The 12,701-nt window shown below is 66.2% G+C and carries 13 protein-coding genes and 1 tRNA gene; 8 read left to right on the top strand and 6 right to left on the bottom strand.

Features of this window, described 5'->3' with window-relative positions; genetic code table 11:
* Positions 1–218: 218 nt before the first annotated feature.
* Positions 219–295: transfer RNA gene (locus HUX88_RS12900), tRNA-Pro, on the bottom strand.
* Between the two features lie 123 nt (positions 296–418).
* On the opposite strand from HUX88_RS12900, the gene HUX88_RS12895 reads away from it, so the two are divergent.
* Positions 419–916: a hypothetical protein gene (locus HUX88_RS12895; RefSeq protein ID WP_176362033.1), complete on the top strand. Its 498-nt coding sequence runs from the start codon at positions 419–421 to the stop codon at positions 914–916.
* Positions 900–1,064 (top strand): hypothetical protein, encoded by a 165-nt coding sequence (locus HUX88_RS12890; RefSeq protein ID WP_176362032.1) that lies wholly within the window; start codon positions 900–902, stop codon positions 1,062–1,064. The genes HUX88_RS12895 and HUX88_RS12890 overlap by 17 nt, the downstream gene beginning before the upstream one ends.
* Here HUX88_RS12890 and rsmI read toward each other — a convergent pair whose 3' ends face one another.
* A complete protein-coding gene (rsmI, locus tag HUX88_RS12885; protein WP_176362031.1) occupies positions 1,065–1,973 on the bottom strand; it encodes a 16S rRNA (cytidine(1402)-2'-O)-methyltransferase in 909 nt (302 codons plus the stop codon).
* Positions 1,974–1,985: 12 nt separating this feature from the next.
* Between rsmI and HUX88_RS12880 the strand changes: the two genes are divergently transcribed.
* The 6 genes from HUX88_RS12880 (at position 1,986) to cynS (ending at position 6,147) form a co-directional block, all read left to right on the top strand.
* Positions 1,986–3,404, top strand: a complete 1,419-nt coding sequence (locus HUX88_RS12880) for a penicillin-binding protein activator (protein WP_176362030.1) — start codon at positions 1,986–1,988, stop codon at positions 3,402–3,404.
* 7 nt (positions 3,405–3,411) lie between these two features.
* Positions 3,412–3,762, top strand: a complete 351-nt coding sequence (locus HUX88_RS12875; RefSeq protein WP_117012265.1) for a YraN family protein — start codon at positions 3,412–3,414, stop codon at positions 3,760–3,762.
* A gap of 57 nt (positions 3,763–3,819) precedes the next feature.
* A complete protein-coding gene (locus tag HUX88_RS12870; RefSeq protein WP_117012266.1) occupies positions 3,820–4,416 on the top strand; it encodes a phosphoheptose isomerase in 597 nt (198 codons plus the stop codon).
* Complete coding sequence (locus tag HUX88_RS12865; RefSeq protein ID WP_117012267.1) at positions 4,409–5,059, top strand: BON domain-containing protein; 651 nt, start codon at positions 4,409–4,411, stop codon at positions 5,057–5,059. Before HUX88_RS12870 ends, HUX88_RS12865 begins: the two co-directional genes overlap by 8 nt.
* 50 nt (positions 5,060–5,109) lie before the next feature.
* On the top strand, positions 5,110–5,628 hold the full coding sequence (locus HUX88_RS12860) for a peroxiredoxin (protein ID WP_161099023.1): 519 nt from the start codon (positions 5,110–5,112) through the stop codon (positions 5,626–5,628).
* A 75-nt stretch (positions 5,629–5,703) separates the two neighbouring features.
* Entirely contained in the window at positions 5,704–6,147 is a 444-nt protein-coding gene (cynS, locus tag HUX88_RS12855) for a cyanase (protein WP_117012269.1), read from the top strand.
* 96 nt (positions 6,148–6,243) lie between these two features.
* Here cynS and HUX88_RS12850 read toward each other — a convergent pair whose 3' ends face one another.
* From HUX88_RS12850 to HUX88_RS12830, 4 genes are all read right to left on the bottom strand, one after another.
* Positions 6,244–7,551, bottom strand: a complete 1,308-nt coding sequence (locus HUX88_RS12850) for a DUF3034 family protein (protein WP_373886787.1) — start codon at positions 7,549–7,551, stop codon at positions 6,244–6,246.
* Between the two features lie 4 nt (positions 7,552–7,555).
* Positions 7,556–7,984, bottom strand: coding sequence for a PaaI family thioesterase (locus HUX88_RS12840; RefSeq protein WP_176362029.1), 429 nt, complete (start codon positions 7,982–7,984; stop codon positions 7,556–7,558).
* A gap of 61 nt (positions 7,985–8,045) precedes the next feature.
* Entirely contained in the window at positions 8,046–11,261 is a 3,216-nt protein-coding gene (locus HUX88_RS12835) for a TonB-dependent receptor (protein WP_176362028.1), read from the bottom strand.
* A 44-nt stretch (positions 11,262–11,305) separates the two neighbouring features.
* Positions 11,306–12,580, bottom strand: coding sequence for a hypothetical protein (locus tag HUX88_RS12830; RefSeq protein WP_176362027.1), 1,275 nt, complete (start codon positions 12,578–12,580; stop codon positions 11,306–11,308).
* Positions 12,581–12,701: the final 121 nt, after the last annotated feature.

Here is a 12,701-nt window from a genome sequence, read left to right as displayed (position 1 = left end):
GCAGGCGATGGGGCGGCTGAACGTAATCGAATGCATGGTCTCTCCGTAATTTTTTTTATGCGCGTTTTGCCCGCGCTGATTTCATATTACGTAAGAGCTTGCTAGCTAACCAATTGCGTATTCAATCGAATCTATGATCAATTCGTATAGCTCGATGAACCGTGGAGGATAAAAAAAAGACCCAGGAGCCGAAACTCTTGAGTCTTTTTTTCTGAAACTGGTCGGAGTACAAGGATTCGAACCTTGGACCCCCTGGTCCCAAACCAGGTGCGCTACCGGGCTGCGCCACACTCCGAAGAAGCAAGATAATACAAGCTGGTTCAGTATCCGTCAAGTGCCACTATGAAATCAGTATGGACCATGGCGATTTTTTTTCAATGTGAGATTATGGCGGTGTGAGTAAATTATCTAAAAAGCCATGAGCGCGACCCTGACTTCATTCCAGCCCGCCCCGATGCGGCGGCCGGGGATTGTTGCGGGCATCGCCGTTTCGTTGGTGCTGCACGCGGCGCTGATCTTCGGCTACCGGCTGGCGGCGCCCACCGCGCCGGAACCGACGCAGCCGGCCAAGGCCATGACCGTGTGGCTGCGGCCGGCCGAGCCGCCCAAGCCCATCGTCGCCAAGGTGGAGCCGCCGCCCACGCCCAAGCCGGAACCCATCCAGCCGCGCAAGCGCGAACGGCCGCAGCTGGCCAAGCGCGCCAACCCGGCAACGCCGGAGCCGGCCAAGGCCGAGGCGCCGGCGGCCGACGGCACAGGCGATCACGCTGCCGGCGCCGGCCGCCGCGCCCGATTCGCTGCACCCGGGCTGCAACCGAAAAATTCGATTAGCGAACGCGGCGCTGAAAACCGCCCGCAAGGAAGCCAACGCCAAGGATCCGGCGCGCGCCGGCCTGCCGGTGGCGCAGCTGGATGACCATCCGCTGTATCCCGAGCAACGCGAATCCAAGCTGGGGCGCGACATCCAGGGCGCCACCCGCCCCGACTGCAGGAAGGGCGGCGGCGGCCTGCTGGCGCCGCTCATCTGGATGCTGGACAAGAAGGACAGCGGCTGCAAGTTCTGATCAGTCGCCGCCCTTGAGCTGCAGGGCGCGGTCGTACAGCGCGTTCTTCTTGCGGCCGGTGATCTGCGCCGCCAGGTTGGCGGCCTGCTTCACAGAGCACTCGGTCAGCAAAATCTTGAGGATGCGCTCGGCCTCCACGTCCTGCTCGTCCTCGGCCGCCGGCGCGCCGGCCAGCAGCACGACGAACTCGCCCTTCTCGCGGTGCGGGTCGGCCTTGATCCAGGCCTCCGCCTCGGACAGCGGGCAGCGATGGATCTCCTCGAACATCTTGGTCAGCTCGCGCGCGAACACCACCTGGCGCTCCGGCTCGAACGCCGCCGCCAGCGCCGTGGCGCAATCGAGGATGCGGTGCGGCGCCTCGTAGAACACCATCGTGGCCGTCACCGCGCGCAGCGTGGCAAGGAAGTTCTCGCGCTGCTTGGCCTTGGCCGGCAAAAAGCCGACAAAGTAAAACTGATCGTTCACCAGCCCGCTGGCCGACAAGGCCGTCACCGCCGCCGACGCGCCCGGCAGCGGCAGCACGCGCAGGCCGGCCGCCCGCACCGCGTCCACGATGCGCGCGCCCGGATCGGACACGGCCGGCGTGCCCGCGTCCGACACCAGCGCGATGCGCTCGCCGGCCTGCAGGCGGGCGATCAGCGTCTCCGCCACTTCGCGCTCGTTGTGCTGGTGGGCCGCGATCAGCGGCTTGTGCAGGCCGAAGCGGGTCATCAGCTGGGCGGTGTTGCGGGTGTCCTCGCAGGCCACGGCATCGACCAGGCTCAAAACGTGCAGCGCCCGCAGGCTGATATCCGTCACATTGCCGATCGGGGTCGCCACGACATACAAGGTTGCGCTAGGATAGGTCTGGTGCGCCGTTTCGCCCATCACGGGCAGGGTGGCGATGGAGCTGGATTCTTGTGCGGTCATTGTGGGGGTAGGATGAATAGTGTGAAGTTGTCGCTGCTGTGTGCGGTCGCGGCGCTGATGAGCGCGTGCAGCACGCCGTTCTGCAATGCGCCCGGAGGATTGTGCGCGCCCGGCTCGTCAAATACAAGTGTCGCGCCCGCCGCGCTGCCGCCGCCTGCGCCCGCGCCGCTGCCCAAGCCGCCGCCGGAACCGACGCCGCCGCCCGCCGAAACCTTCGCCGTCACGCTGCCGGGCATGGCCCCGACCGCGCCGCCGCGTGCCGGCGCCGGCCTGACCGTCACGCCCGACCAGGGTCCGGTACGCATGGCCGAGGCGCCCGCAGCCGGATCCGCCGCGCCGATCCGCATGGCGCTGCTGCTGCCGCTGCGTTCCGAGACGCTGGGCCTGGCCGCCTCGTCGGTGCGGGCCGGCTTCCTGGCGGCGTGGGAGCGCGACCGCGACAACATCACCGTGGACGTGATCGAAACCGGCGACGTGGCGCAGGACGTGCTGGCCAGCTACGCCCGCGCCCAGCAGCAGGGACGACATCATCGTCGGCCCGCTGGCGCGCTGGCCGTGGCGGCCATCGCCGCCAGTCCGCTGGTGCAAAAGCCGACCGTCGCGCTGAACTATCCGGACGGCCACGGCCTGCCGGGCGCCGCGCCGCTGCCGCCGCAGATGCTGGCCATGGGCTTGTCGATCGAGGAGGAGGCGCGCCAGGCCGCCCAGTGGGCCGCCGCCGACCAGCCCGGCAACAGCGCCCTGATTCTCAGCACCGGCACGCCCTGGCAGCGGCGCGTGGCGGCCGCCTTCGCCGCGCAGTGGCAGCGCCACGGCCTGCCGTCCAAAACGATCGAGCTGAGCGCGCCGGACGGCTACCTCAGCGATCCGGAACTGGTGCAGCTGCGCGCCCGCCTGCGCGACGATCCGCCCGGCCTGCTGTTCTCGGCCATGAGCGCCGACCAGACCCGCCAGCTGCGCGGCGCCCTCGGCGACGGCTACAGCACCGAGCCGACCAATCCCATCTTCAGCACCGCCGACGCGCTGCCGCCGCCGCCGCCGGCCGCCACGCCGGCGCCGTCGCTGCGCGGCCTGCCGATCTACGGCACCTCGGCGCTGAACCCCGGCAGCGGCAGCAACAGCCCGACCCAGGAACTGGACGGCGTGCGCCTGCTGGACCTACCGTGGCAACTGCAGCGCGACCATCCGGCGGTGATGGTCTACCCGCATCCGCTGCAATCGAACAGCGCCGACATCGAGCGCCTGTACGCTCTGGGCATCGACGCCTACCGCGTGGCGCGCGAGATCGGCCGTCATCCGGCGGGGCGCTTCCAGCTGGACGGCGTGACCGGCCGGCTGAGCGTGGAGTTCGGCGACGGCGCGGCCAGCTTCGAGCGCACCGAGCAGCCGGCCGTGTACCAGAACGGCGTGGCGCGGCCGGTCACGCCGTGAGGCCGCCATGCCGCAGACCGAACAGCAGCGCCTGGGCCGGCTCGGCGAGGATAGGGCGCTGGCCCACCTGAGCGCGGCCGGGCTGGTGCTGGTCGAGCGCAACTTCCTGTGCAAGGCCGGCGAGATCGACCTGATCATGCGGCACGGCGAGCACCTGGTGTTCGTCGAGGTGCGGCGGCGGGCGGGCAGCCGCTACGGCGGGGCGGCCGCCAGCGTCACGCCGGCCAAGCAGCGGCGGCTGATCCACGCGGCCCAGTTCTACCTGCAGCGCTACCGCAGCCTGCCGCCGTGCCGCTTCGACCTGGTCGCCATCGACGGCGAAAAGTTGTCATGGATACAAAATACGCTGGAAATGTAAGCATTTTTAACAGCGCTTGTCCGGCTCGTTGTGCGGCTGCACTATAATCAGCACACTATGAATAATCAACGCATACTCTCGCACTTCCACGAAAGTGCCGAACTCAAAATCCAGTCCGCCACCGTCCTCGCTCCGCACATCGCGCAAGCGATCGAGCTGATGTTCTCGGCGTTGTCCAACGGCAACAAGATTCTGGTGTGCGGCAACGGCGGTTCGGCCGCCGACGCCCAGCACTTCGCGGCCGAGCTGGTGGGGCGCTTCGAGCGCGAACGCTTCCCGCTGCCGGCCATGGCGCTGACCACCGACACGTCGATCCTGACGGCGGTGGCCAACGACTACAGCTACCGCGAGATCTTCTCCAAGCAGGTGCAGGCGTTCGGCCAGGCCGGCGACATCCTGCTGGCGTTCTCGACCTCGGGCAACTCGGCCAACGTGATGGCCGCGATCGAGGCCGCGCTGGAGCGCGAGATGCGCGTGGTGGCGATGACCGGCAAGGGCGGCGGCGCCATCGGCAAGATGCTGACCGACGCCGACGTCCACATCTGCGTGCCGGCCGACCGCACCGCCCGCATCCAGGAAGTGCATCTGGTGACCATACATTGCATTTGCGACGGCATCGACGTCGCGCTATTCGGAGGAGATGTGAATGACTAATCCCGGCGAAATCTGGAAAAAAGTACAGCGGCCGCTGGCCATGAGCGTGCTGTGTGGCGCCATGCTGGCCTCGCTGTCGGGCTGCGTCGCGCTGGTCGCGGGCGGCGCCATTTCCGGGACGCTGGCCGCAACCGACCGCCGCACCCTGGGTGCGCAGACGGAAGACCGGGCGATCGAAGTCAAGGGCGGCATCAAGCTCAACAACGTCGTCGGCGATGCGGGTCACATCAACATCAACAGTTTCAACCGCCGGGCGCTGCTGACCGGCGAGGTGCGCGACGAGGCCATGAAGGCCGCCGCCGAGCGCGAGCTGCGCGGCATCGAGGGCGTGCTGTCGGTGATCAACGAGCTGGAGATCGCCGGGCCGTCGAGCTACACCTCGCGCTCCAGCGACGCGCTGATCACCACCAAGGTCAAGGCCAGCCTGGTCGACAAGAAGGATATCTCGGCCAACTCCTACCAGGTGGTGACCGAGCGCGGCGTGGTCTACCTGCAGGGCCGCGTGACCCAGCGCGAAGGCCAGATCGGCGCCGACGTGGCGCGCGGCGTGAGCGGCGTGTACAAGGTGGTCAAGGTGTTCGAGTACATCACCGAGGAAGAGTGGCAGAGCCTGCAACCAGCCAAGCCGGCCGGCAACTCGTAATCCGGATGGGGTCTATAATGGCCCCATCGCCTTTTTAGCCCGAGCCCATCATGCAACAGACGAAAACTTCCCCCGGCTGGATCAAGCCGGTGCTGGCCGCCGTGGTCATCGCCGCGGCCGGCTTTGGCGGCTACCTGTCGCTGAACAAGCGCCAGGCCGCGCCCGAGGTCACCTTCCTGAGCATCAAGGGCGACAAGATTTCGCCGGAGAGCCTGCGCGGCAAGGTGGTGATGGTCAATTTCTGGGCCACCTCGTGCACCACCTGCGTGGGCGAGATGCCGAAGATGGTCGACACCTACAACAAGTTCAAGGGGCAGGGGCTGGAGTTCGTGGCCGTGGCGATGAGCTATGATCCACCCAACTACGTGCTGAACTACGCCGAGACGCGCCAGCTGCCGTTCAAGGTCGCGCTCGACACCGACGGCTCGGCCGCCAAGGCCTACGGCAACGTCGCCATGACGCCGACCACCTTCGTCATCGGCAAGGATGGCAAGATCCTCAAGCGCTACCTGGGCGAGCCGGACTTCCCGGCGCTGCACAAGCTGCTGGAAGAATCGCTGCACGGCTAAGCGCCGGGAACGCCGCGCCGCCTGGCACGGCGCTTGCATCGCATAGGGCTCTCCTCAACCACCGGAAAGCCCATCATGGATCGCAACCAAGTCACGCAAAAAATCCTGTCCGTCAAAGTCGCCAAGCAGCTGCGCTGGGCCGACCTCGCCGCCGAATTCGGCCAGAGCAAGGAGTGGACCACCGCCGCGCTGCTGGGCCAGATGACCTTCAGCCGCGCCCAGGCCGACAAGGCGCAGGCGCTGTTCGGCCTGACCGACGAAGAAGCGGCGTGGCTGCAGATCGTGCCGTACAAGGGCTCGCTGCCGACCGCGGTGCCGACCGACCCGCTGATCTACCGCTGGTACGAGATCGTCAACGTCTACGGCACCACCATCAAGGAACTGATCCACGAGGAATTCGGCGACGGCATCATGAGCGCGATCGACTTCTCGATGGACATCCAGCGCGAAGCCGATCCCAAGGGCGACCGCGTGCAAGTGGTCCTCAGCGGCAAATTCCTGCCCTACAAATCCTACTAACCCGGGTGGGGTCAAGTCTGACATTCGGACACGGCCTCTGCCGTAGCACGCCACTACGGCAGAGCTCGTGTCCGAATGTCAGACTTGACCCCAATTTTAGAAGCCGGCCTGTGCCGACAGGTAAAGGCCGCGCTGCCGCTTCGGGTTGAAGATGGTGATGTCGCCCAACGAGACATACGCGGCCGTCAATGAGAAGTTTTTGCTCGGGAACCAGGCCACGAACACGTCGTAGTACGCCTTCTCGTTGTCGACGCCCAGGTTGTGCGGCTTGCGGCGGTATTCGGCGCCCAGCACCAGCTTGCGGTTGACCAGGTACGCAACCGATGCTTCCGGCATCAGGCGCAGGCTGTCGCCCTGGTCGCCGCCGAAGCCCAACAATCCCATCTGGTTGGCGCGGGTCGCGCGCAACGTGCCGTTCAGCAGCAGGCTCTGCTCGAACAGGATCTTGGTGGCCGCCACGTAGTAGTCGTAGCCGTGGTCGTCCCTGGCGCCCAGTTGCTTCACATTGCTCACGCCCAGCGCGCCCAGTCCGTCCACGCCCTGGTTGCGCTTGTAGAGCATGCCGATCGCCACCTGTGGCATCGGGCTGTCCTGCCCGTACACCGCGTCGCCCGCCACCCTCACTTTCACGCCGACGATGTCTTGCCGGATGTCGAGCAGGTTCAGCGGCGCCAGGCTGCCTTGGAAGCGCTGCCTGGCCAGGGTCAGCTCCAGCCGGTCGGCGATGCCCACCGCCACGCCGTAGCTGTCGAGCTTGTAGTCCTGGGTGGCGAGATGGGTGTAGTGCGCGTTCGCGCCCCAGCTGTCGCGCGTGCCGTAGCCGCCGATCAGCGCCCACGGCGTGATGCCGCCGCCACCCGCCCCTTCGACCTGGCTGACGCCGCCGGTGGCGAGGAACTTGCCCATGTCCGGCCGCCCCTGCTGCGCCGCCCGCTCGGTGACGATGTCGCGCCGCATCGGCGCCAGTTTCGCGATCAGCTTGTTCGCGAAGCGGCCCGGCACCCGGTTGCGTTCCATCGCGATCTGCAAATCCTCGGTCAGCGCGTTGAACATGGCGTCGGTGATCTTCAGGTCTTGATGCACGGTGGTCATGTCGCGCACGGTGCCCACACCGTCCATGGTCCGGTCGCGGTGCTGGCCGGTGTAGCGGCACGGGCCGCCGGCGAACTCGCAGAACTGCTCCCGCAGCCGCGCGCCCACCTGATCCATGTCGAAGTCGGCGAAGCTGTCCTTGATGCGCGCGTCGGCCAGCACCAGCGGAATGAAGGTGTCGACGATGCGCTTGATGCCGTCCTTGCCGCCGAGGCCGGCGTAGGTGGCGTCGTCGGTGTAGGGCGTCTGCGCCGCCGCCAGCGGCAATGCCAGCGCCAGGCCCAGCCCGGCTATGCTGGAAAGGGACCGCATGCCGTCACGCCTGCTTCGGGAACAAAATCATCTGCGTGCAGCGGAACAGGGCGATGGTCTTGCCGGTCTCCTTGTTGCTGACGATGGCGTCCCACACCTGCGTGGTGCGTCCCAGGTGCACCGCCTTCGCGGTGGCCACCACGACGCCGTCGCGCGCCGTGCCCAGGTGGTTGGATTTGAGTTCGATGGTGGTGAAGCTCTGCCCGCCCTCCGGCAGGTGCGAGAAGCAGGCGTAGCCGCAGGCGGTGTCGGCCAGCGTGACCACGCTGCCGGCGTGCAGGTAGCCGTTCGGCGCCAGGTGGCGCGGCGTGACCGCGAACTCGGCCACGATCTCGCCCTCGCGCACGCCGGTGACGACGATCCCCAGATGATCCGGCAAGCTGCCCTTGCCGAAGCTGTTGAAGTATTCCGGGTTGAACTGGCTGGCGTCCATGTCTATCCTTCGCGAGTGGGGGCCTGGGCCCGACACCCGCGATGATAGCAATTTTCCCCGGTCAGAAGTGGTAACCCATCGCCACCTTGAAGCTGCGGCCCGGATCGAACCACGAGCGCCCCGTGTTGCCGATGAACTGCTGGTTGGTCTGCCTGGTCACCGTCTGGGTCAGGTTGCTGACGCTGGCGCTGGCCCACAGGTTGGCGGTGAAGTTGTAGTTGAGACTGGCGTCCCACTGCCCCACCGCCTCTTGCCAGACCGGCAGTCCCCAACCCACGTCCGTCGGTGCGACCCCGTTGACGAGGCGTGCCGGATCGGCGCTGACGGCATCGCCGCCGCCGGCGCCGAACGCGCTGGTCGCCAGCAGGGTGCGGGAGCGCCAGCTATACGCCAGCCGCGCCGAAATCGGCCCGCGGTCGTACATCAAGCCCAGGTTGAAGGCGTGCTTGGACAGGTTGACCACCGGCAGGTCCTTGAAGGGCAGGCCGTTGGTGTCGCAACCGTAGAGATTGGTCATATTGTCGGTGCCACCGCTCTTGGGGCAATACGGCGCCGTGTACGGGTGGTACAGGTCCTGCTTGCCGTCCAGGTAGGTCCAGTTCGCGGAGACGCCGAAGCCCTTCGCCCAGTCGGGTATCCCGGCCAGTCCCGGAACTTTATCCAGGTAGGTCTGGCCGGCGATTTCAATACCGCCCTCCCACAGCTTGGCCGCGTTGGCCGGCCCGGTGATGACAAACTCCTGCGAATTGCCGGCCAGGTCCTTGATGCTCCTGGTGTAGGTATCGGTCATGATGATGTCTTTGATCTTCTTGTAGAACACCACCGCCGTGAGCGACTGGCCGCTCTGCGGATACCATTCCAGCGACAGATCGAAGTTGTTCGATTTAAGCGGCTTCAGGTTCGCGTTGCCCGAGTTGGTGCCGACGTAGCTGACCGACTTGACGGTGCTGATGCCGTTGACGATGGCGTTGTCCACCTTCTGCTGCAGGCTGACATACTCCTGCAACTGGTCGAAGCCGGGGCGGGAAATGCCCTGCGACAGCGCAAGCCTGGACTGCAGCTTGTCGCTCAGGCTCACCTTGATGTTCAGGCTGGGGATCACGTCGACGTGACTGCCCTTGACATCCAGCGGCTCGTTGAACACCCCGAACCGCGGCAAGGAGGGATTCGTGGTGTTGGAATACTGCGGATTGAATACCGTGTAGCCGTGGGACTGTGCGCTCGACCTGACCACCCGCGCCCCCACATTGCCCTCCACCGGGTACTTCAAGTCGTCGAAGCCGAAGCGCAGCGTGCCATACAGGGACTGCGTGTCTTCGCTGGCCGTCGACAAGGCGCCCTGCAAGGGATTTTGCGGGTTGATGTCGGCGGGGTCGCTCGAGAATTTCATCGGCCGCCAGTCGCTGCCCTGCGTCGAACAATCGTTGTTGGTGTTCTTGAGGCGATTGCCGTCTTCGCATTGCAAACGCTTCACCGCCACCAGCGCCAAGTCCTGGGCCGGATAGTTGCGCACCGCGGCCATCGTCGGCACCACGATGGTGGGCGGCGTGCCCACCCTGCCGTTGAAGAAGTTGGGGAAGGCGTACTGCTGCACGGGGGCAAGGGCCGCAAACCTCGGATCGCTCAGGTAGCCGAAGTTGCCGCGTGACTGCCAGGAATTGCCGAACTCGGCGGCTGTCGGCGGGCGGCCCACCCCCGGGCTCTGCAGCACCGACCACGGCTCGGCCAGGGAATACCAGCCGCTGCCAACGCCGATCGCGTGCGACGTCGAGCGCTTCGTCAACCGCACGCCAAAGCGCAGATCGCGCAGCACGTTGCTGTCGAAGACGAACTTGGCGTCGCCCTTCCACGCATACATGTCGCCCTTGGACTTGTTGAGGTAAGGCTGGAGGTTGTTGAAGAAGTAGTTGGCGGGATCGGCCAGGGCGGCGCGGGCGGCCGCGTCGAAGCTGACCGTGGGCCGCGGGGTGGTGAGGTCGAAACTCATGCTGGGCACGAACGTGCCCATGTTGATCATGTTGCCGTCCCCGCCATTGGTGGCGTGCACCCACTGCAGATCGCTCTGGAAGCTCCAGCGCTCATCCATCCGCCATTTCGCGTTCCAGGATATATCGCGCGTGCGTCCATGTGCATTGTCGTAGGAGCTGCTCGTGCCCGCGGACAAACCGCCGGTCGCGAACTGGTTGCGGCCCAGGCCGCCCGCATAGCTCAACGTGCCCTTTTGCAGCATGCCGTTGGCGTCGTACTGGGCGTTGGTGAGCGTGAGGTCGTAGGGCGTCAAGCCGGAATTGCCGTCCGACGCGGTGCTGAAGATGCTGCTGCTTACGCTCTCCGAACGGAAACCCGAATCGAAGTAGGTCAGCGACGACTCCTTGTCGTTCTTCTTCCATTGCAGCGCGGCATAGACGCCAGCGCGCTCGGACTTGCCCTCGCCGGTGCCCCAGGAGGTGCCGTTCGGCACCCACACCGTCTGGCCGGGGACCGGCTTGGTCAGCGGATAGTAGGCGCCAAGGCTGTAGGAGTCGGAGCGGAACGCGGACTTGCCGTAGGAGACATCGATCAGCGCGCCGATCTCGCCCATGTCGGTGGACCAGCGGTTGGAGTACAGGCCGGAGAACGACGGCGTGTTCTTCTTGCCGAACGGGGTGTAGCTGTCCGAGGCGGAGAAGGCGCCGCTCTGCCCTTTGGAGTCGAACGGCAGGCGCGTGCGCAGGTTGACCTGGCCGCTGATGCCGCCCTCGATCAGTTCGGACGACGGGTTCTTGTAGACGTCCACGCCGGCCATCAGTTCCGGCGGGATGTCGCCCCAGCTCAGCTCGCGCCCCGGCCAGCCGGCCGAGAAGCCCTCGCGCCCGTTCAGCGTGGACGAGCCCCACGACAGGCCGCGGATCTGCACGCCCGAGCCCTCGACGTTGTAGGACAGCGGATTGCTGGCCGCGTTGGAGCGGGTGCGCGAGGTGTTGCGGTCCATGGTCACGCCCACCACGCGCTGCAGCACCTCGGTGATCGACTTGTCCGGCAGCTTGCCGGCCTCGTCGGCCACGACCGAGTCGATGATCTGCTCGGCCTCCTGCTTGATCCGTTGCGAGGTCTCCAGCTGCTTGCGCTGGCCGGTCACCACCACCACCTTTTCCGCCGGCATGTCCTGGGCGTCCGCCGGGGAGCTGGTCTGCGCCAGCGCGCCGCCGCTGTACATCAGCGCCAGTTGCGCCGCCGCGATCGCCAACGCGGTCATCTTCAGGGGTTTCCGGCTACCCAGTGTCTCAATCTTCTTCATTCTATTTTTCCTCTTGTCTTATGCCGTGATTGCGCGCCGCGCCGTCATTGGAAGGTGATGGCGCCGGTCAGCGTGAGCTTGGTGGTGAAGGTCAGCGCGGCCGCGCCCGGGGTCGACACCGAGGTGTTCACGCCCGCCGCCGAGAATTCGACCTTGGAGATCGGGTAGTCCTGCAGCTCGTTCCACAGGTCCAGCCCGGTCAGGCCGCACGATTCGTTGATCGTGAACTTGTCGCGCAGGCTGACGCTGTAGTCCGTGGCGGCGGCGGCGGTGGGCTTCACCACCGCGCGCAGCGTGACGTTGCAGGCCTTGCCATCTTTTAGCGCGAAGTGGCCGAGGGCCAGGTCGACATTGACCGCGTTGTTGCTGGTGCTGAACCATTCGCTGTTCATCGCCATGTTGAACTTCACCGCCGCCTGGGCGTCGATGCGCAAGCCGGTCAGCGTGTCGCCGTTCGTGGCCAGGTCGGTCAGGGTGCCGGCGAACAGCTTGATGCCCCAATAAGCGCCCAGGCCGGCCGGGTCCTTCGGCTGGATATTGTAGAAATACGTGAAGCTGCCGCCATCGCTGGAGATCGAGCTGCCGCACCAGTTCGAGCCGCAATACCAGCCGTCCGCGCTGCTGCCCGAGTAGGGGTTGACCTTGCCGAGCTCCTTGGTTTGGCTGGTGTCCTTGTAGCCGGTCAGGAACGGCACGGCGGCCGCCTGTTCGGTGCCGATCGGAATATTCTTGACCGTCGCCGCCGCCGCAAAGATGTCGCTGCCGTCCTGCTTGGCGGTGACGATGCACAGGCCATTGCCGAGCTTGGACAGCGAGGTGCCGCTGACCGAACACACCGCCGGCGTGCTGGTCGTAAAGACCACGGGCTGCCCCGTGTTGGTGGCCGCGGCCAGCGTCACCGGCTGCGCGTCCAGCGCCTGCCAACCGGGATTGCGGAAGGCCACCATCTGCGGCCGCTTGGGAATGACGAAGAGCTGGCTCTGCGAGGCCTTGGCGTAGCCCTGATAGCCGGGCTGGGTGGCGGTCACCGAGCACTCGCCCGCCACCAGCAGCGACACCGTGTCGCCGCTGATGGTGCACACCGTCGGCGTATTCGAGGTGAAGGTGATCGGTCCACCGGAGCTGGCCGTCGCCACCAGCTTGGTGGTCGCGACGGCGGGCGGGATCCCGACGACCGCCCCGCCGGGAAAGTCGAACGCAACCGTCTGCACCGCGCCGCCGCTGCTGCCACTACCGCCGCCGCCGCCGCAACCGGCCAGCAGCGCGACGCCCGCCAGGCCGATGGCCGACAGCTGGAATCCTATCGCTTCTTTTATCATAATTATTGTCTCCTCTGAGGTACTTGCTTAAATGTCCCGCCGCCGCTTGCATCGACGACCGGGAAAAACCGGACCGGCACGGCGGCTTCTGCGCGCCGCTCGTCCGATCGCTACGCTGCTT

The sequence above is a fragment of the Duganella sp. BJB1802 genome (genome assembly GCF_013369445.1).
GTDB lineage: Bacteria > Pseudomonadota > Gammaproteobacteria > Burkholderiales > Burkholderiaceae_D > Rugamonas > Rugamonas vulcania_A.
Note: the sequence above shows the minus strand (reverse complement) of the source record. Positions and strands in the feature narration are given on the sequence as shown.